Here is a 20,217-nt window from a genome sequence, read left to right as displayed (position 1 = left end):
AATTAAAAAATGAAGTAAAGAAGTGCAAATACAGGGAAAGCAGCTGTCAGGCTATCTACGCGATCCAATATCCCACCATGCCCTGGTAAAATATTACCACTATCTTTTATGCCTGAAACTCGTTTAAACATGCTTTCAACAAGATCACCTAGCACACTAATCACCACTGTGATTAATGTAATGATTACCATAGAAAAGGTACTAGTGAATTCAATATTAAACCAAACAGCAGTTCCCCACCCGACAAGAATTGCTGTAACTACTCCTCCAATCAAACCTTCAATAGTTTTATTCGGGCTAACCTGAGGAGCCATTTTACGGCGACCTAAGCTCTTACCACAAAAATAAGCGCCACTATCTGCAGCCCAAACAATGAAGCATACAAAAAGCACTAGCTTAGCCCCATGGTAGCTATCCTCATAGATACCCTCAGCTCGTAGAAGTAAAATGCTCCAGAAAAAAGGTAAAAGAGTCAGTACACCAAACACCTGCCTGAGCAAATTGGAACTTTGCCAAAACCTGGCGGAGCGAGGGAAAGAAAGTACTAAAGCGCTAGAGACAATCCACCACATACTTCCTACTGAAAGCACAGCGATATGCGCGTCAGTCATCAAGCTTAAACTTCTAGCGTCAAAAGGAATAAAGGCTAAGGATATGGCACTAATAACAAGACTTGGAATTAGTGCTAAAAGACGCGTTTTGGACTCAACAAATTGGGTCCATTCCCAGTAACCGATAACAGTTACTGTTGCTACAGCCAGCATAAATAATGCTAACGGCAACTTGAAAATACCAAGAATAACAGCAGGTGCAAGAATCAGTGCTGTGATAATTCGTTGTTTCAAACTTAAACCCTTAATCGCTTTCGATCAGTTCTTTAACCTGTTCGTCGGTGCAACCAAAGCGTCTCTCCCGATTAACAAACCACGTAATTGCTTCAATTAAACTATCTTCATCGAACTCAGGCCAATAGATTGGTGTGAAGTACATTTCAGCATAAGCCATCTGCCAAAGCATGAAGTTACTAATTCGACACTCACCACTTGTTCGTATTAACAGATCAACTTCAGGGAGATCAGCCATCGTAAGGTGGGAAGTGATCAATTCTTCATTAACATCATTTGCATCAACTTCACCACTTGCCACTTTAGAGGCAATAGTTTTTGTTGCCTCGACAATATCCCATTTCCCTCCGTAATTCGCTGCTATGTTAATTACCATACCAGTATTACTTGCAGTCAAAGATTCAGCTTGGGCTATCTTGTTTTGTAATCTTGGGTTAAATCGACTTTTATCACCAATAACACGTAGGCGTAGGTTGTTTTTATGTAGCTTCTTAACTTCCGTAGACAAAACGGTAATAAATAACTCCATTAACACACCGACTTCGTCCTCTGGCCTGCGCCAGTTTTCACTGCTAAATGCAAACAAAGTGATGGCTTTAATGCCTAATTTTGCAGACGTAGAAATGGCTTTTCTTACCGCAGACACACCGTTTTTATGACCAAATACGCGAGGTTTTCCCTGCGCTTTTGCCCAGCGGCCATTACCATCCATAATGATAGCAATATGCTTGGGGAGTAGTTCTGAAGATAGTTGAGTGTTTTGCATACAAGGATTTATGGTTATCAGCAGGTGACAAAGAGTAGCATAAAAAAACGCTGTACTGCGAGCACAGCGTTGTTTATATTTAGAGTATGAATGAAATTAGACTTCCATTAATTCTTTTTCTTTTGATGCGAGCGCTTCATCGACTTTTTTCACCGCAGCATCAGTAATTTTTTGAATTTCATCTTGCGCTTTGCGATCTTCGTCTTCAGAGATTTCTTTATCTTTAAGCAGTGATTTTAATTCACCATTGGCATCGCGACGAATGTTACGAATCGCCACTCGTCCACCTTCTGCTTCACCACGCACAATTTTAACCAAATCTTTACGTCGTTCTTCTGTCAGTGGTGGAAGTGGTACACGAATAATAGTTCCAGCAGACATTGGGTTAAGTCCAAGGTCTGACATCATGATGGCTTTCTCTACCTTCGGTGCCAGCTCTTTATCAAAAACAGTGATGGCTAGAGTTCTCGCATCTTCAGCAACAACGTTAGCCACTTGGTTTAATGGCGTTGGAGCACCATAGTACTCAACTGAAATCCCTGAAAGCAGACTCGGATGAGCTCGACCTGTACGAACTTTCGAAAGGTTATTTTTTAGCGCTTCTACGCTTTTTTCCATACGCTCTTGAGCGTCTTGTTTGATTTCATTAATCACGATATCACCTTAAATGTGTCATTCTTTTTAGAAGAAAGCCTAAGCAGGATCCTTCAAAAGGCAATGCCGCAGCATGAATTAGTCACGCTGCGGTTGAATGAATTATTCAGCAGTGCTAATCAGAGTGCCTTCTGCTTCACCCATAACCACGCGACGTAGTGCACCTGGTTTGTTCATATTGAATACACGGATTGGCATTTTATGGTCACGAGCTAGTGTAAATGCTGCTAAATCCATCACTTTCAGTTCTTTATCAAGAACTTCTGAATAAGCCAACTTATCATACAGCTCTGCATCTGGATTGGCTACAGGGTCGGCGGTAAATACACCGTCAACTTTGGTCGCTTTTAAAACCACATCGGCTTCAATCTCAATACCACGTAAGCAGGCAGCGGAGTCAGTCGTAAAGAATGGGTTACCAGTACCAGCTGAGAAAATAACCACTCTTCCTTGTCTTAGTTCACGAATAGCGTCAGCCCAGTTGTAATCGTCACAGACTCCTTTAAGGGGTATGGCAGACATTACCCGAGCATTAACATAAGCTCGATGCAAAGCATCTCGCATGGCAAGTCCGTTCATTACTGTTGCAAGCATCCCCATATGATCACCTACAACACGATTCATTCCAGCTTCTGCAAGCCCTGCTCCTCGGAAAAGATTGCCTCCTCCGATTACCACCCCTACTTGTACTCCAAGCTCCACCAGTTCTTTCACTTCTTGAGCCATACGATCAAGAATCGCAGGGTCGATACCAAAACCCTCTTCACCTTGAAGAGCTTCACCGCTCAGTTTTAACAGAATACGTTGATATGCTGGTTTAGGGTTTGTCGTCATGGAGTTTACCTTCCAAAGAGAGTTATTAATTAACAGTCATGAATAGCCAAGTAAGTCATAATTAAAATGATGTTAGTCACATCAAACTTACCTATTCATCACGATTAACCACACAAATGCCATTCGTAAAAAGACCGTAGCCTAGGCTACGGTCTAAAGTTATAGCATATCTAAGGATTAACCTTTTTGAGCAGCTGCAACTTCTTCAGCAAAGCTCATTTCTTCGCCTTTTTCGATACCTTCACCCACTTCTAGGCGAACAAAGGTAGCAACAGAAGCACCACGCTCTTTTAGAATTTCACCAACAGATTTCTTTGGCTCCATAACAAAAGCTTGGCCAGTTAGAGAAATCTCACCAGTGAACTTCTTCATACGACCAACAACCATCTTCTCTGCGATTTCAGCTGGCTTACCTTCGTTCATAGCGATTTCTACTTGAACTGCTTTTTCTTTCTCAACAACGTCAGCTGGTACATCTTCAGGGTTAACATACTCAGGACGAGAAGCCGCTACGTGCATCGCAACATGCTTAAGTGTTTCAGCGTCGCCTTCACCAGCAACAACTACACCAATTTTCTCACCGTGACGGTAAGAAGCAATTGCAGCACCTTCAACGTATTGAACGCGACGGATGTTGATGTTTTCACCAATTTTAGCAACTAGAGCAACGCGAGTTTCTTCGAACTTAGCTTGTAGTTCTTCTGCCGTCGCTTTAGTAGAAAGCGCGTAAGCTGCAACTTCTTCAGCAAATGCTGTAAAGTTAGCGTCTTTTGCTACGAAGTCAGTTTGGCAGTTTACTTCAAGAAGTACAGCAACGCCGTTATCTTCTTTAATGATGATCGCGCCTTCAGCCGCTACATTACCTGCTTTTTTAGCAGCTTTTGCAGCACCTGATTTACGCATATTGTCAATTGCCAGTTCGATATCGCCGTCAGTTTCAACAAGCGCTTTCTTACATTCCATCATGCCTGCGCCAGTACGGTCGCGCAGTTCTTTCACTAGAGCAGCAGTTACAGCCATTCTCTATTCCTCAGTTTAATCTGGATTTGGTAAAAAACAGGGGCCTAACATGTTAGCCCCTGCTGATAATGATAACTTAGCCAACATAGACATTAACTCACGCTGGCTAAGTATGGCTCAAAGCCGCTATTATTCAGCTTCTACGAAACCGTCTTTTTCAGCAGCTGCAGCTACGTCTTTGTTACGACCTTCAGTTACTGCAGAAGCAGCAGCGTTTAGGTATAGCTGTACCGCACGGATAGCATCATCGTTACCAGGGATAACGAAATCTACACCGTCTGGGTTAGAGTTAGTATCAACTACAGCGTAAACTGGGATACCTAGGTTGTTTGCTTCTTTAACTGCAATGTGCTCGTGATCAGCATCGATTACGAACAACGCATCTGGTAGACCACCCATGTCTTTGATACCACCAAGAGACTTCTCTAGCTTCTCCATTTCACGAGTGCGCATTAGAGCTTCTTTCTTAGTCAACTTGTCAAAAGTACCGTCTTGAGACTGAGCTTCTAGCTCTTTTAGACGCTTGATAGACTGACGAACAGTTTTGTAGTTTGTTAGCATACCACCAAGCCAGCGGTTGTTAACATAGTACTGGTTGCTTGCAATAGCAGCTTCTTTAACAGCTTCAGATGCAGCGCGCTTAGTGCCTACAAATAGAACCTTACCTTTTTTCTCACCGACTTTACCTAGCTCAGCTAGGGCGTCGTTAAACATAGGTACAGTTTTTTCTAGGTTGATGATATGAACACGGTTACGAGCACCAAAGATGAATGGCTTCATTTTTGGGTTCCAGTAACGAGTCTGGTGACCAAAGTGAACACCAGCTTTTAGCATATCGCGCATTGATACAGTTGCCATTTTAAATTCCTCTATGGGGTTAGGCCTCCACAACCCCCATAATTCCGACCAAGCTCATTGCTCAGCACCCCGGAATATGTGACGGATTGTGTGTGATTTAAAGATAAATGTTTTATGGAAGTCATCAGCTTCGCCAGTTAAGGAGAGAACAGACAACATTTCCGGCGCGTTTTATACCATATTTTCATCCATCTTGGCTAGTAAAAAGTCACCCTATGAGGTTAATTGGACTATAGCTTTGAATGCTCCACTCAACCGCATACATGAAGAATCATTCTCATTAGCCTAGCTTCCTGATAGAATGCGCTCATTCGCACGGATAAGTGCTACTGATTAAATTAGAGAAAAAACGATGTCCATCAAGATAAAAACCTCTACAGAAATCGAGCGCATGCGCATCGCAGGCGCATTAGCCGCCGAAATCCTAGAAATGATCGAGCCTCATATCAAGGAAGGTGTCACCACTGACGAATTGAATAAGATTTGTCATGATTACGGGATTGAGAAAGGGGCTTACTCTGCACCTCTTGATTATCATGGATTTCCTAAATCTATCTGTACATCCATAAACCATATTGTTTGCCACGGTATCCCAGCATCAGAAGATGAAATCGGGAGTAACGGCCAGAAAAAACCGGCCGTACTTAAAAATGGCGATATTATTAACGTCGACATTACCGTTATCGTTCCAAACGACGAAAACGCAGACCTCAGCGTGCGCCCCCAAGGCTACCACGGTGACACTTCTAAAATGTTCCTCGTCGGAGACGTGTCTCCAGCAGATAAGCGCCTTTGCATGGTTACTCAAGAAGCTTTATATGTCGGCATACGTAAAGTAAAACCTGGCGCGACTGTCGGTGATATAGGGACAGCGATTGAAAAGTACATCAAGGAAAATAATAAAAAGAACCCTAGAAATAAGTTTTCGATCGTAAAAGACTTCTGCGGACACGGTATAGGCAATGAGTTCCACGAAGAGCCACAAATCGTTCACTACAAAAATAATGACCGCCGAGTGCTGCAAAAAGGCATGTGCTTTACCATTGAACCCATGATTAATGCTGGCAAATTTGGCGTGAGCGTTGACGCGGAAGACGATTGGACTGTCTACACTGGGGACGGTAAGAAATCAGCTCAGTATGAGCATACCGTTGTGGTAACCGACACTGGATGTGAAATTCTAACACTGCGCAGCGATGACACTATTCCACGAATTATGAATAATGCCTAGTTTCACCATAAAATATCCTCGCTAAACGAGGATATTTTTTTATCTTCTACATTTTGATAGATTGTTATATACGGATGCCTCGCACGGACTTGCTTATGTCTTATCAATCGCCTTCTAACTTGCAAGACGATCAAATATCAGTTGCTGAGCTTAAATCTCAACTCAAAAAATTTGCTGACGACCAAGAGGGGCAATTCACCTCTCACACCTCGATATCAGAGCTCGTCTTAGGCCGTGCAAACTACATGGATGGAATCCTTAAAAGGCTTTGGCACTATTTCGGCTTTACTACAGAGCCCGATATTTGCCTAGTCGCCGTAGGTGGCTATGGTAGAGGTGAACTGCATCCTCTTTCCGACATTGATATATTGATCACTTCAACCCAAGTTTTACCCGAGAGCCTGAATACAAAAGTAAGCCGCTTTATCACGTTTTTGTGGGATCTAAAACTCGAAGTTGGACACGCAGTGAGAACCATTAGTGAGTGCTCATCAATAGGTCGAGAAGACTTAACTGTCGCTACTAACCTTCAGGAATCACGACTGCTTTGTGGTTGTGAAGAAACCTTTGATAAACTGCAACACGAGATTCATTCCGAGTCTTTTTGGCCCAGTGAAACCTTTTATAAAGCAAAGGTTCAAGAACAACGTGACCGTCATTCACGCTATCATGATACAACCTACAACTTGGAACCCGATATCAAGTCAACACCCGGGGGATTGCGTGATATTCATACCCTAGGCTGGATCGCAAGAAGGCACTTCGGCGCGACCTCTTTACTTGAAATGAGTCAATACGGTTTTTTGACTGATGCAGAATATCGCGAACTTTTAGAGTGCCAAAATTATCTTTGGCGAGTGCGTTTTGCGCTACATCTACAACTTAAAAGGTACGACAATCGACTAACCTTTGCTCATCAAGTACAAGTTGCAGAGAGCCTTGGTTTTTCGGGAGAAGGCAACCGCGGCGTTGAGATGATGATGAAGGAGTTCTATCGCACACTTAGACGTGTTGCTGAACTCAATAAAATGCTACTTAAGCTATTTGACCAAGCAATTTTAAACAACGGCATTGAAAATGATCCTGAAATACTCAGTCAGGACTTTCAAAGGCGAGGTCCACTGATAGAAGCACGTAAACCCGCATTGTTTCAATCTCGTCCAGAAACAATACTCGATATGTTTTTACATATAGCCAATGATTCCACAATAGAAAGCGTCGCACCATCAACACTTCGTCAACTAAGAACAGCTAGAAGGCGACTTAACAAGTTTCTTCACACTATTCCAGCAGCCAGAGAGAAGTTTCTCGAGCTTTGCCGTCACCCTAATTCTCTTACCAGAGCGTTTATTCTGATGCACAAGCTCGGTGTGCTTGCGACATATTTACCTCAATGGAGCCAAATTGTTGGCCAAATGCAGTTTGACTTATTCCATGTTTATACTGTTGACGAGCATAGCATTCGCCTTCTTAAACATATTCACACCTTTAGCCAGCCAGAAAATCAGCAAAAGCATCCTATTTGCTGTGAAGTGTTTCCTCGCATACAAAAAAAAGAGCTACTTATCATTGCTGCTATCTTCCACGATATAGCCAAAGGTCGCGGGGGCGATCATTCCGAAATTGGGGCAGAAGAGGCGTATGAGTTTTGTATCAACCACAGCCTTTCAAATCATGAAGCCAAGCTGGTATCTTGGCTAGTTAGGTTTCATTTATTAATGTCCGTAACGGCTCAAAGGCGCGACATTTACGATCCTGATGTGATCACTGAATTCGCTAGACAGGTAAGAGACGAAGAATATTTGGAGTACCTAGTATGCTTAACTGTCGCGGATATTTGTGCAACCAACCCTGCCCTCTGGAACAGTTGGAAGCGAACCTTACTGGCAGAGTTATTTTATTCCACTCAAAGGGCACTGCGTCGAGGGCTTGAAAATCCAGTTGATGTGAGAGAAAGAATCCGTCATAACCAACAGCTTGCCTCTGCGCTTTTACGCAAAGAAGGGTTCAATGCTAGAGATATTGAGGTTTTGTGGCAACGATTTAAAGCCGATTACTTTCTCAGGCATTCACACAAGCAGATAGCATGGCACAGCACACACATTCTGCGCCACAGTGATCATACTCAACCTCTAATCCTTGTATCCAAAAAAGCCACTCGTGGTGGTACTGAAGTCTTTGTCTATAGTGGTGACCAACATGCACTTTTTGCATCCATAGCCGCCGAATTAGATCGAAGAAACTTAAACATACATGATGCTCAAGTTATGACAAGCAAAGATGGGTATGTACTCGATACCTTCATAGTGCTCGATCAACGTGGTAATGCCATAGATGAAAGCCGCCATGCTGCAATCATAAAGCAGTTACTGCGCGTTCTAAATGAAAGGCGAGCAAGCAAAATAAAAACGCGCCGCCCTCACCGTAACTTACGTCATTTTAAAGTAAAAACCCGAATTGAATTTCTACCAACCAAAGGTAAGAAGCGTACCTTGCTTGAATTTGTGGCGCTTGATACTCCCGGTTTACTGGCGATTGTTGGAGCAACCTTTGCCGAACTAAATCTACATCTCCATGGTGCCAAAATTACAACAATTGGTGAACGGGCTGAGGATTTATTTATTATTACTAATGCTCAAGGCATTAAGCTGAGTGAAAAAGAAGAACTCGAACTTCAACAGCAGCTCATAGAAAGTGTCAACAAGCTGGCTCCTTAAGCGATCTCACCCACAAGTTACACAGGCGCGCTAGAAATCAACTATCTCAAGCTAAATTCCACTGCTACATTAAGTGTTGTTAGCCGTTATGCTCTCAGTGCATACATAAACAAAAGGTCGTTAAATTCATCATAAGAGGTCGCCTATGTTTCAACACCTCACAGCGTTAGGAATTCAAGAGCCTAAACAAATTGAACGTTACTCCCTCAGACAAGAGGCGCACAAAGACGTATTAAAAATTTACTTTCGTAAACAAAAAGGCGAGCTATTCGCAAAAAGTGTCAAATTCAAATACCCAAGGCAAGTTAAAAATGTGTTGGTTGATGGGGGAAGCAATAAATACAAGGAAGTTACTGAAATAAATCGCAACCTAACGCTTATCATTGATGAATTGAATACCATCACTAAACCGAAAAAACTTACAAAAGTAGACACGAAAGAAAAAATCCTTTCAGATCTGCGCCATCTTGAAAAAGTTGTTTCAAGCAAAATAGCTGAAATCGAAGCTGACCTCGAAAAGCTAAAATAAAGCACGACAGGGTAAAACCCTGTCGTTCAAGCATTCAAAAAGTAGCGATTATATCCAGCCAGCTAACCTTCCAACGAGGTAAAGCGAGGCAAATGCCATGACCCCGGCGATAATATCGTCAAGCATAATACCAAAACCGCCATGGACATGGTTATCTAACCAATTGATAGGCCATGGCTTTACCATATCAAAAAACCTAAACAACACAAACCCAGTAAGTAGCCACTTCCAATCTGTTGCAGATAGATGAAATAAGGGCACAACCAGCATAGTAATCCAAAAGCCAACAAATTCATCCCATACGATAGCACCATGATCATGCACGCCCATATTATCTGAAGTTATTTGACATATTTTAATTCCAGCTATGGACGCCACCACAAGAGCGATTATGTAGACAGGTAACGGTAGCTGAGCTAACAAAAGGTAAAAAGGAATAGCAGCTAGTGTTCCCACTGTACCAGGCATAAAGGGAGATAAACCGCTGCCAAACCCAGTTGCCAGAAGGTGCCAAGGGTTTTTAAGCGATATAAGTGTTAAAGGGTTTGTCATACTGCTCATTAATTCGGTTGAAAATGATCAAAACCTTGCTGAGGCCAATCAAGGGTTTGTCCTTTATTTGAAAGTGAAAATTGTCCTTTGGGACGAATTTGGCCAACGCAACTCACCTGACATCCGCAATGTGCCAGCGCACTGTCAATCACTCCTTTATGTTGCTCAGGTACAGTGAAGCACAATTCATACTCTTCACCACTTATGAGTGCGTATTGCAGTGCTTTATCCACACTGCCCATAAACTGGATCAATTGATTAGAAACGGGAAGCTTACTAAGTTCAAGGTGAGCACCGACATCAGAGCGTCTAAGAATATGCTTTAAATCAGCTGCTAAACCATCAGAAATATCAATCGCAGAGCTTGCTATACCCAAAAGCGCTTGGCCTGCCAAAACACGCGGAGTAGATAGATAATGCGCTTGTTCAAGCTGCTCAGCAAATGGTTTATTACCCAGCTCTTTATTAAGAATCACATCCAAACCGGCTTGACTGTCGCCTAACTCACCCGTCACATATATCCAGTCACCTACCTGTGCGCCATCGCGTCGAATAGCCTTTTCAGAGTCGACAAAACCCTGTACCGTGAGCGTCAAGCTCAACGGTCCTTTGGTTGTGTCACCACCTATCAAATGGATATCAAAATAGTCGGCAAGCTTAAAAAACGAGTCACAAAACGGTGCTAACCAAGACTCATTGGGTTCAGGTAGAGTCAAAGCTAAAGAAACCCAAGCAGGCGTAGCGCCCATAGCCGCTAAATCACTTATATTTGACGCTAAAGCCTTGTGTGCTATCCAAGCGGGGTTAGCCTCTTTAAGAAAGTGTGTTCCTGCTACCAGAGTGTCGGTACTAACCGCCAAAGACATACCTTCTGGCACCTTGACCAAAGCACAATCATCGCCAGCTGCCAGCAGCACATCTTTACGACGAGACTGACGACCGACAAAGTATTTTTCAATAAGATTAAATTCACCAAACATAGTATTCAATGTAACGTGCAATATAAAAAAGGTCAGCATTTGCTGACCTTTTTTAGCTATATATCCTACTTCTTGCGAACGTGTGGCGCTGCTTTATCCAGCACACCATTCACAAACTTGTGACTTTCCTCAGCTGCAAAGACTTTGGCCAACTCAATAGCTTCATTAATCACTACTTTATATGGCACGTCTTCGCGACGAGTCATTTCATACATAGCCAGACGAAGCAAAGCCAGCTCCATCATATCCAAGTCTTGCATCGGACGGGCTGTATAAGGGCGGATTTTACTGTCCAGTTCTGTGTGACTTAGCACTACACCGGTTAACAGATCACGGAAGTATGCTACATCTGTATCTGGCGCAATCAATGAAGGCTCTGCAGCATGATGTTCTTCTTCATCATACTTGCCACCAGATAAAAACTGCTCTTCAATTGTGGCAACATTTTCTTTTGTAATTTGCCATGAGTAGATCGCTTGCAGAGCGAATCGACGTGCATTACGACGTGCGGCTGGTTTCACGCTGGCCCCCATTAGGAATCGATTTCAGATAATACGTTAATCATTTCAAGTGCGCTTAGTGCAGCCTCTGCACCTTTATTACCAGCCTTGGTTCCGGCGCGCTCAATAGCTTGGTCAATGGTATCAACAGTCAGGACACCAAATGCAACTGGAAGGCTATATTCCAAAGACACTTGAGCCAAGCCCTTGTTGCACTCACTGCAAACATATTCAAAATGAGGCGTGCCACCACGGATCACTGTACCCAGTGATACAATAGCATCAAACTTACCAGTTTTAGCCACACGTTGGGCGACTAAAGAAAGCTCAACCGCCCCTGGGCAACGCACAACTGTGATGTTGTCATCACTAACTTGCCCATGACGCTTTAAAGTATCGATTGCACCAGACAATAGACTTTCGTTAATAAAACTGTTGAAACGAGAAATAACGATAGCAATTTTTGCGTTTGGCGCTGGGAAGCCACCCTCGATCACTTTCATAAGCTTTCCTTTAACTATGTTCATCAAGTGAGAATCGCCGGATTCTAGCACAAACCTGTGATCAATATCTAATAGTAATTTGTCATTACTCAATGAAAAAAACAGTCACAGGAAATGTATCTAAAAAACGACTCTCGTATTAAGAAAATCTCTGCTCACACATTAGTCACAAACGTATTCAACGACATTTAGGCCAAATCCACCCAATGCGTGGTACTTCTTATTTGTCGAAGAAAGAAGACGCATATCACGAACACCAATATCAGCCAAAATTTGCGATCCTACGCCAACACGTCGAGAAGTACCTTGTTTTTTCGCCAAGGTCGGTGCTTGACCTTTATCCTGAGCTTCAAACATTTTCACACGATGAATAAGAAGATCGCTAGATTCTTCATTGCCAAGAATGACTAATACTCCACCTTCTTTACCAATACGTTTCATAGCTTTATCTAAAGTCCAACTACGCTCAGCATTTCTATCGCTGCGCAGCAAATCAGTAAAGGTATCTTGCAGATGAACTCGAACCAAAGGCGCATGCTCGGTTATCTCACCTTTACACAGAGCATAATGAACTTGATTATCAATAACGTCTCGATAAGTCACCAGCTCAAACTCACCATATTCGGTGGGCAATTGACACTGTGCAACACGCTCTATCGTCGTTTCAGTGTTATTACGATACTCGATAAGATCAGCAATAGTCCCAAGTTTAATATCATGTTGTTCTGCAAACACTTCGAGATCAGGGCGACGAGCCATAGTGCCATCTTGATTAAGAATTTCAACAATCACTCCAGCGGGTTCAAATCCTGCCAATCTCGCAAGATCACAGCCTGCTTCTGTATGACCAGCCCGGGTTAGTACCCCTCCTTCTTGCGCTGCAAGTGGAAAAATATGCCCAGGTTGTACTAAGTCTGCTGCTTTGGCATCAATGGCAACCGCAGCTTGAACTGTTTTTGCTCTATCTGCCGCAGAAATACCAGTTGTGACACCCTCAGCTGCCTCGATAGACACGGTAAAGTTTGTCGTAAACTGGGCATTATTATCTTGAACCATAGGCGGGAGACCTAAACGCTCACAACGCTCTTTAGTCATAGTAAGACAGATAAGCCCTCTGCCGTGAGTCGCCATAAAATTGATAGCTTCAGGGGTTACATGCTCTGCCGCCATGATAAGATCCCCTTCATTCTCGCGATCTTCATCATCCATCAAAATAACCATCTTACCTAGACGAATATCTGCTATGATTTCCTGCGGAGTACTAATTGGCATTACTGGATTCCTGTATTTTGGGCACTGAACTCTATTATCGTTATTAGAAGTGCAGCATGCGCTGCAAACTATTTATTAAGCAAAACCGTTTTGCTGGAGAAACTCCATGGTTAAGCGTGATTCTGGTTGTGAAGATTGACTAGTCAAAAGGCGCTCCATATAACGAGCTAGTACATCAACTTCTAGATTAACTTTACGCCCAACATGAAAGTCTTTAATGGTCGTTTCATCTCCGGTATGAGGCACTATCGTCAACTTAAACGCATTTTTTCGCAATGCATTAACCGTTAAACTAATACCATCAACAGTAATAGAGCCTTTTTCCGCAAGATATTTAGACAACTCTTGAGGCATAGAGACCCAGAATTCAATTGCACGACCGACTTGGTTACGTTCAACAATTTCGCCAACACCATCAACATGTCCAGAGACGATATGACCGCCAAATCGAGTTGTGGGTAGCATGGCTTTTTCCAAGTTAACCTTCCCACCCACCTGATAATCAGTAAAACCCGTTTTATTTAGAGTCTCCAAAGATAAATCAGCACTATAACTTGTCGAATTATAATCAACCACAGTCAAACAAACTCCATTAGTGGCAATACTATCGCCAAGTTTAACATCAGACATATCAAGCTTGCCGACTTCAACCGTTACACTGATGTCTTCACCTTTAGGAGTAATCGCGGTCAATGTCCCAACCGCTTCTATGATTCCTGTAAACATAACTAAGATTCTTTATTTTCCACTTTAGCAATAATACGAATATCAGGGCCAATCTGCCTTACATCGCAAATATTTAGTTCCAAGATATCTTGCATAGACTGCAAACCGAGTGCACAGAGTAAGCCTCTACCATCACTGCCCATGATTTTAGGTGACAAGTACAATACTAACTCATCCACTATACCTTGCTTAATTAGACTGGTTGCTAGTGTGGCTCCCGCCTCTATCCAAAGATGATTGATTCCAAAGTTTGATGCCAAATCAGCGAAGGTGGGTACTAAATCAATTTGACCTGTAGAGGTTAGATGAGGATTGAGATCGCCTTGCTCAGAAACCATGATCCTAGGCCCCTCTGTTGAGAAAAGCTTAAGCTCAGGCGTAAGCAGGTTTTGCCTGTCCAAAATAACTCGTTTGGGTTGACGCACTTCATCCTCGGCAAGCTGTTTTTTGACCGTTTCGGGCAACTCAGACCAGCGTACATTGAGAGAAGCATTATCATCAATTACCGTCTTGCTGGTTGATAAAATAGCATCAGATTGAGCGCGATATTTCTGTACATCGCTTCGAGCCTGAGCTGAAGTAATCCACTTGCTTTGGCCATTAGATAAAGCGGTTTGACCATCAAGGCTGGAGGCCATTTTTAATTGTACGAACGGGAGTCCTGTTTTCATCCTTTTAATAAAAGCGGGATTCAAAACTTCTGCATCATTTTTTAAAAGACCAACTTGAACTTCAATCCCAGCTTCACGCAGCATTTTAATGCCTTCAACTTTAGGATTGGGATCTTCCATCGCACAAACCACTTTTGCCACTTTAGCCTGAATCAAAGCAGATGCACAGGGAGGCGTTCTACCGTAATGAGAACAAGGCTCAAGGGTAACATAGACAGTTGAGCCAGCGGCTTTGTCCCCTGCCATATTAAGTGCATTGACTTCAGCATGGGGTTCGCCGGCACGGTAGTGAAAACCTTCGCCAACAATGGCATTATCACGGGTAATAACACACCCTACATTTGGGTTAGGTGGGGTGGTATAAATGCCGCCCTTTGCCAAACTAATGGCACGCGACATCATTTCATAATCTAGAGACGAAAATTCAGACATTGTACTGCTAACCGTTAATCTTCTAAGCGCGCTATTTCTTCACCGAATTCTCGAATGTCTTCAAAACTTCGATAAACGGAGGCAAAACGAATGTAAGCGACCTTGTCGAGTTCTTTAAGTTGATCCATCACCAAATTACCAATCATCTCACTAGATACTTCTCGCTCACCTGTTGCTCGAAGTTGTGACTTAATCATACTAATGGAGAGTTCAACTGAATCTGCACTCACAGGGCGCTTTTCTAGCGCACGCTGAAGCCCACCAATCATTTTGTTTTCATCGAAGGGTTCACGGTTTCCATTTGATTTAATTACTCGAGGCATTACCAACTCAGCGGTTTCAAAAGTGGTAAAACGCTCATTACAGGCTAAACACTGCCTGCGACGACGAACTTGATGGCCATCAGCCACCAAACGAGAATCGATCACTTTGGTGTCATTCTCTGCGCAAAAAGGACAATGCATATCACCTCCATAATATACTGAAATACCCTCAGATTGACGAGCTAATTCCATCAACAAAGCTACTTTAATATATCGTTGCTAGTGTAACGGATTTGCTAAAGTGAAGAAAAGCAAAAGGGGCAATATCGCCCCTTTTTTATCCTAAAGATGATCAAAATGTTGAGTTGTACTTTACTGAGCACAAAACTCTTAAAAATATGTATGTTCTTTATACAAAATTTAATTTCGTACTAAATAGTTCGCTTTGCCGACCCATTTATAGCTAGTCAATTCTTCAAGTCCCATTGGGCCTCTAGCATGAAGCTTTTGTGTTGATACTGCAACTTCTGCTCCTAACCCAAATTGCGCACCATCTGTAAATCGAGTCGATGCGTTAACATATACCGCTGCAGAGTCCACTGAATTGATGAACCTCTCTGCATTTTCCAAGCTATTTGTCATGATTGCATCTGAATGACTAGCGTTGTGCTCTCGCATATGTTCAATCGCTTCTGCTATATCTGATACGACTTTTACACCTAAAGTGTAGCTCAGCCATTCAGTATCGAAATCTCCTTCTGCGCTATCACGAATGCTTTCTGCATCTCCTAGCAATGTTTTTGCTCTTGGCTCTGCAACAAAAGTCACTTTATTTTGCATACGAGTTTTCAACTTTGCCAGCAAATCGGCTGCAATATCCTGATGGACGAGTAAGGTATCTAGTGCATTACAAGCCGATGGGCGTTGAATTTTTGCATTTTCAATCACATTGACTGACTTTTCTAAGTCTGCACTTTGATCGACAAAGATGTGGCTAATACCAAAGCCACCAATTATAACGGGGATGGAGCTGTTCTCTTTACACATTTTGTGTAAACCAGCACCACCACGCGGAATAATCATATCAACGTAATCATCAAGCTTTAAAAGCTGAGAAACTAATTCCCGATCTGGTTTTTCGATATATTGTACAGAAGCGGCCGGAAGGTCTGCCCTTCTCAAAGCAGATTGAATAACCTTAACCAGTTCCATATTGGAGAAAAACGTCTCTTTGCCACCTCGAAGGATGCTGGCATTACCCGTTTTTAAGCACAAAGAGGCAATATCTATCGTCACATTAGGGCGCGCTTCATAAATCACTCCCACTACCCCCAGCGGTACTCGGCGGCGAGCCAACGACATGCCATTTTCCAGTACTTTACTCTCTATTTCGCTGCCAACAGGATCATCGAGTTTTATCACATTTCGAACATCATTAGCGATGGCGACTAAACGAGCTTCATCAAGTAAGAGCCGATCAAGTAATGCATCACTCATTCCCACCTCTCTCCCGAGCTCAATATCCTTAGCATTGGCATCAAGAATGCTGGCACAATTGGCTTCCAATTCATCCGCAATTATTGCCAAAGCATGGTTTTTTTGTGCAGTCGATGCGTTAGCTAGTTGAAATGCAGCTTGCTTTGCAGCCTTGCCTATAGAAATCAGTTCCACTCTTATTACCTCAATTATTCCTGAATTATGACCATATCATCACGATGCAATACTTCACTGCCGTAGTCATACCCCAAAATGCCTAAAATATCTTTGCTGTGCTTACCTATGATCCGAATCATGTCTTGGCTAGAGTAACTCGAAATACCACGAGCAATAAGAGCTCCTCTCTGATCCGTAATTCTCACTACTTCACCTCGTGCAAACTCGCCGCTGATACGAGTTACACCTTTTGCCAATAAGCTACTTCCTTGCGATAAAACCGCTTTGACGGCTCCGTCATCTATCACAATGTCACCGGAAGCAGAAGGCCCAGCCAAGATCCAACGTTTACGACTTTCTAATGCCTCTTCAATTGGCAGAAAACGCGTACCTTGTGGCTGCTCACTAAGAGAATCGAACACAACATTTGGTGCACTGCCTGCTGCAATAATCACTTCGATTCCGGCACGGCGAGCAATGTCTGCTGCTTGAAGCTTGGTTGCCATGCCTCCTGTTCCGAGAGAGGTTCCACTATCTCCCGCAATCTTTCGCAAAGTATCATCTATGGTTTTTACTTCTTTGATCAATTCTGCATGAGGGTCTTTGCGGGGATCTGCAGTAAATAGTCCTTTTTGATCAGTGAGCAATAAAAGCTTGTCGGCACTGCACAAAATGCCGACTAAAGCAGAGAGGTTATCATTGTCACCCACTTTAATTTCACTGGTCGCGACAGCATCGTTTTCATTAACAATAGGGATAATATCGTTATCCACCAGCGCATTGATGGTGTCACGAGCATTGAGGAAACGTTCACGATCTTCTAAGTCAGCACGAGTGAGCAGCATTTGCCCAATTTTAATGCCATAGATCCCAAACAATGCTTCCCAAGTCTGAATAAGCTGGCTTTGACCAACTGCAGCGAGAAGCTGCTTGTTTGCCATTGAGTTGGCAAGAGCCGGGTAGCCTAAATGCTCTCTTCCAGCGGCTATTGCACCAGATGAAACCATCACCACAGAGTGACCTTGCTTTTTAAGCTCTGAGCATTGTCTTGCCAGCTCAACCATGTGTGCTCTATCTAATGCTAAGGTGCCGCCGGTTAATACACTGGTACCCAATTTAATAACGAAAGTTTGACGACTCGCAACTTTTGCGCATTTTTGATTCATTATCTATCTGCTATAAAAATAAAATAGTCCGCTCACCCGCGAGCAATGAATGTGGGAGTCACTGCTAGGTGTTCTTGAACTAGATGTTTTAACAATCAACGCAGCAATTAACAAGCAGAAAAGGCGCTAATTCGCGCCTTTTTTTAATCTAGGATATGGATACAGATACTTACTTAACCGAACTCTGCAGACTCTTTATGAAAATCAAGCGTCATACCAAATTGTGTTGCTAGTGTTTCTATGAGTTTCTGATGGAAACCTTCTTGAGTGCGGCTAACTTCCGCTATCGCTTTTTTAGGCAGCTTCTCATCCATCCAATCGCCTTTGGCGTCATATAAACCAACCCGGTATTTTGCTTCAAACGCCTCACCTTCTTGTTCCAGCTCTAACCACAATCCCCAAAACTCTCTCTCTTCTGGTGATTTTTTGTCATTCACGCATACAGAAAGGCAATCAAACAAATATTTGCCTTGTTCACACTGTGCTTCTCGTAAATAGGGACCAATTGCTTTTAATGTAGATAATAAACGGTAATGGGTTGGATTCTTCGACTGTTCAGACATAATGAATCTCCATATTCAATATCTGTTGTAATTATGATGAGCAAAAATCAGGACTACTTAGTTTGGGTATTGCCCGTATATAAGTGTTGACTAATTTATGAGATTTGTCATCTAATTAGCTCTTCTTCCAACCACTTGATGGCTAAATCGAGGGATTGCTCATACCCCTGTGTAATTGTTTTCGCACTGATTTTCCTTGCTTTTCCATAGTCGCTAAATAATGCAACTAGCTGATTATCACTATGTGGAGAGACAGGGTCATTCTCCAAACTCATCGCTAAAATAGGCACTTTGGTTTTACGACTGGATAATATTCCCTGGACCTTTAAAGACCACGCCATTAACTGACCAGCTAAACTGTTAATATCAACAGCATTTTTTCCCAAGCGAGAAGCCAATACATCAAGATACATCTTAGGCATTTTTTTCAGCTTCTCTGGTGAGGACAAGACATCATGGATCGGCGCCCCTAAGCTGACACAAGCTTTTAGTTTATCTTGCTCAACAAAAGACAGCCTGACCATTGCATTACCACCGAAACGAAAGCCCAATAATCCAACCTTATGGTGATCTACCCAAGGAATATTAAACAATTCATTAAGTACCGCTTGATGTAAACACGAAGTATCTTCAGTCAAGCTCCAATGGCTGTTATGGCCGATAGACGGCATATCAACCGTCAGCATGGCAATATTTTTAGCCGCTAAATGATTACGAAACAGCCTCCACAAATCCGTTTGCAGGCTATCTAATCCAGCACTCACCATAACAACAGGTTGGGGTTTGTCCGTGCTGGTGAGGTGTAAGTGAGCAATAATACGTTTGTTTTGATAAGGAATTTCTAATTTCTTAATTATATACCGAGTCTTTTTTGCCGCTTCAGAGTATGCATTACTTGCCAGAATTTGCGCTTGAGAGGCCAAGTTATCGTTTTTTAAATGGGGGTAGCCAGCAATACTAAAACACAAGGAGGCATTAAAAAGTGCGTCAGCAGCCTCCTCACCCTTAAGTTCATTAGAGCGAAGGGTGTGTGACATACCCAACTTGGTCCATTCATAGGTCCAGTTACCACTATGATATCCCATTACAGTATCAAGCCATTCATCATAAGTTCTTGAATGTTTCGATGATGCTATCTTGGATAACACTTCATCTGCTTCAATCGGGTCTAAGCCTTGCCAAGCCCACTGCATTCGGTTGACATTCCGGTACCACTTAGAACCCTCATTTTCCCGTTTATCATCCAATATTTTCTGGCTGCTCGGCATATATTGAGTAAGCGAAGAGGTTTCCTTGGCTTGTTTGTGGTTGGTGAACAGCGTTTCTGAAAGGTTTTTGCTCACTTCTTCAGACATGACATGGCCTAGTTATTAAGTTTTCTATATTGTATACATGAGTAGGATTAAAAATCAGCTCTAGCTCGTCGTTTGATGTACAAGTTCACATTCCCCAACTAACCCTTAAGCACAGCAGATAAAGACA

General features: G+C 42.7%; 21 protein-coding genes. 3 read left to right on the top strand and 18 right to left on the bottom strand.

What is annotated here, in order from left to right:
* Positions 1-2: 2 nt before the first annotated feature.
* The 6 genes from AAFM34_RS00165 to rpsB form a co-directional block, all read right to left on the bottom strand.
* Positions 3-845 carry a phosphatidate cytidylyltransferase gene (locus tag AAFM34_RS00165; protein ID WP_341658779.1) on the bottom strand — a complete coding sequence of 281 codons (843 nt, stop codon included), beginning with the start codon at positions 843-845 and terminating at the stop codon, positions 3-5.
* A 10-nt stretch (positions 846-855) separates the two neighbouring features.
* The gene (locus tag AAFM34_RS00160; protein ID WP_341658777.1) at positions 856-1,611 is read right to left on the bottom strand and encodes an isoprenyl transferase; all 756 of its coding nucleotides are present in this window, start codon (positions 1,609-1,611) and stop codon (positions 856-858) included.
* Between the two features lie 96 nt (positions 1,612-1,707).
* Positions 1,708-2,265 (bottom strand): ribosome recycling factor, encoded by a 558-nt coding sequence (gene frr, locus AAFM34_RS00155; protein ID WP_114785226.1) that lies wholly within the window; start codon positions 2,263-2,265, stop codon positions 1,708-1,710.
* Positions 2,266-2,367: 102 nt separating this feature from the next.
* Complete coding sequence (gene pyrH, locus AAFM34_RS00150; protein WP_114785225.1) at positions 2,368-3,099, bottom strand: UMP kinase; 732 nt, start codon at positions 3,097-3,099, stop codon at positions 2,368-2,370.
* Between the two features lie 177 nt (positions 3,100-3,276).
* Entirely contained in the window at positions 3,277-4,119 is an 843-nt protein-coding gene (gene tsf / locus AAFM34_RS00145) for a translation elongation factor Ts (RefSeq protein WP_341658772.1), read from the bottom strand.
* Positions 4,120-4,248: 129 nt separating this feature from the next.
* Complete coding sequence (gene rpsB, locus AAFM34_RS00140) at positions 4,249-4,977, bottom strand: 30S ribosomal protein S2 (protein ID WP_341658770.1); 729 nt, start codon at positions 4,975-4,977, stop codon at positions 4,249-4,251.
* A gap of 352 nt (positions 4,978-5,329) precedes the next feature.
* Between rpsB and map the strand changes: the two genes are divergently transcribed.
* The 3 genes from map to AAFM34_RS00125 all read left to right on the top strand — a co-directional run bounded on the left by map (position 5,330) and on the right by AAFM34_RS00125 (position 9,454).
* A complete protein-coding gene (map, locus tag AAFM34_RS00135) occupies positions 5,330-6,208 on the top strand; it encodes a type I methionyl aminopeptidase (protein WP_341658768.1) in 879 nt (292 codons plus the stop codon).
* Between the two features lie 95 nt (positions 6,209-6,303).
* The gene (gene glnD, locus AAFM34_RS00130) at positions 6,304-8,925 is read left to right on the top strand and encodes a bifunctional uridylyltransferase/uridylyl-removing protein GlnD (RefSeq protein ID WP_341658766.1); all 2,622 of its coding nucleotides are present in this window, start codon (positions 6,304-6,306) and stop codon (positions 8,923-8,925) included.
* Between the two features lie 145 nt (positions 8,926-9,070).
* Positions 9,071-9,454, top strand: a complete 384-nt coding sequence (locus AAFM34_RS00125) for a DUF3461 family protein (protein ID WP_114785220.1) — start codon at positions 9,071-9,073, stop codon at positions 9,452-9,454.
* 48 nt (positions 9,455-9,502) lie between these two features.
* Here AAFM34_RS00125 and pgpA read toward each other — a convergent pair whose 3' ends face one another.
* The 12 genes from pgpA to frsA form a co-directional block, all read right to left on the bottom strand.
* Entirely contained in the window at positions 9,503-10,006 is a 504-nt protein-coding gene (pgpA, locus tag AAFM34_RS00120) for a phosphatidylglycerophosphatase A (protein WP_341658763.1), read from the bottom strand.
* Between the two features lie 8 nt (positions 10,007-10,014).
* Positions 10,015-10,986 (bottom strand): thiamine-phosphate kinase, encoded by a 972-nt coding sequence (gene thiL / locus AAFM34_RS00115; RefSeq protein WP_341658984.1) that lies wholly within the window; start codon positions 10,984-10,986, stop codon positions 10,015-10,017.
* 65 nt (positions 10,987-11,051) lie between these two features.
* Complete coding sequence (gene nusB / locus AAFM34_RS00110; RefSeq protein ID WP_341658761.1) at positions 11,052-11,519, bottom strand: transcription antitermination factor NusB; 468 nt, start codon at positions 11,517-11,519, stop codon at positions 11,052-11,054.
* The gene (gene ribE / locus AAFM34_RS00105) at positions 11,519-11,989 is read right to left on the bottom strand and encodes a 6,7-dimethyl-8-ribityllumazine synthase (protein WP_341658759.1); all 471 of its coding nucleotides are present in this window, start codon (positions 11,987-11,989) and stop codon (positions 11,519-11,521) included. The genes nusB and ribE overlap by 1 nt, the downstream gene beginning before the upstream one ends.
* Before the next feature lie 162 nt (positions 11,990-12,151).
* Positions 12,152-13,261 carry a bifunctional 3,4-dihydroxy-2-butanone-4-phosphate synthase/GTP cyclohydrolase II gene (ribBA, locus tag AAFM34_RS00100; RefSeq protein ID WP_341658757.1) on the bottom strand — a complete coding sequence of 370 codons (1,110 nt, stop codon included), beginning with the start codon at positions 13,259-13,261 and terminating at the stop codon, positions 12,152-12,154.
* A 75-nt stretch (positions 13,262-13,336) separates the two neighbouring features.
* On the bottom strand, positions 13,337-13,987 hold the full coding sequence (locus AAFM34_RS00095) for a riboflavin synthase (RefSeq protein WP_341658755.1): 651 nt from the start codon (positions 13,985-13,987) through the stop codon (positions 13,337-13,339).
* 2 nt (positions 13,988-13,989) lie between these two features.
* On the bottom strand, positions 13,990-15,090 hold the full coding sequence (ribD, locus tag AAFM34_RS00090; RefSeq protein WP_341658753.1) for a bifunctional diaminohydroxyphosphoribosylaminopyrimidine deaminase/5-amino-6-(5-phosphoribosylamino)uracil reductase RibD: 1,101 nt from the start codon (positions 15,088-15,090) through the stop codon (positions 13,990-13,992).
* A 14-nt stretch (positions 15,091-15,104) separates the two neighbouring features.
* The gene (gene nrdR / locus AAFM34_RS00085) at positions 15,105-15,554 is read right to left on the bottom strand and encodes a transcriptional regulator NrdR (RefSeq protein ID WP_341658751.1); all 450 of its coding nucleotides are present in this window, start codon (positions 15,552-15,554) and stop codon (positions 15,105-15,107) included.
* 219 nt (positions 15,555-15,773) lie between these two features.
* Positions 15,774-17,024: a glutamate-5-semialdehyde dehydrogenase gene (locus AAFM34_RS00080; RefSeq protein ID WP_341658748.1), complete on the bottom strand. Its 1,251-nt coding sequence runs from the start codon at positions 17,022-17,024 to the stop codon at positions 15,774-15,776.
* Positions 17,025-17,038: 14 nt separating this feature from the next.
* Entirely contained in the window at positions 17,039-18,172 is a 1,134-nt protein-coding gene (gene proB, locus AAFM34_RS00075) for a glutamate 5-kinase (RefSeq protein WP_341658746.1), read from the bottom strand.
* Between the two features lie 173 nt (positions 18,173-18,345).
* The gene (crl, locus tag AAFM34_RS00070; protein ID WP_341658744.1) at positions 18,346-18,735 is read right to left on the bottom strand and encodes a sigma factor-binding protein Crl; all 390 of its coding nucleotides are present in this window, start codon (positions 18,733-18,735) and stop codon (positions 18,346-18,348) included.
* A 107-nt stretch (positions 18,736-18,842) separates the two neighbouring features.
* Positions 18,843-20,090 carry an esterase FrsA gene (frsA, locus tag AAFM34_RS00065; protein WP_341658742.1) on the bottom strand — a complete coding sequence of 416 codons (1,248 nt, stop codon included), beginning with the start codon at positions 20,088-20,090 and terminating at the stop codon, positions 18,843-18,845.
* Between the last annotated feature and the right edge of the window lie 127 nt (positions 20,091-20,217).

The organism is Vibrio sp. (genome assembly GCF_038138445.1).
Classification (GTDB): Bacteria; Pseudomonadota; Gammaproteobacteria; order Enterobacterales; family Vibrionaceae; genus Vibrio.
Note: the sequence above shows the minus strand (reverse complement) of the source record. Positions and strands in the feature narration are given on the sequence as shown.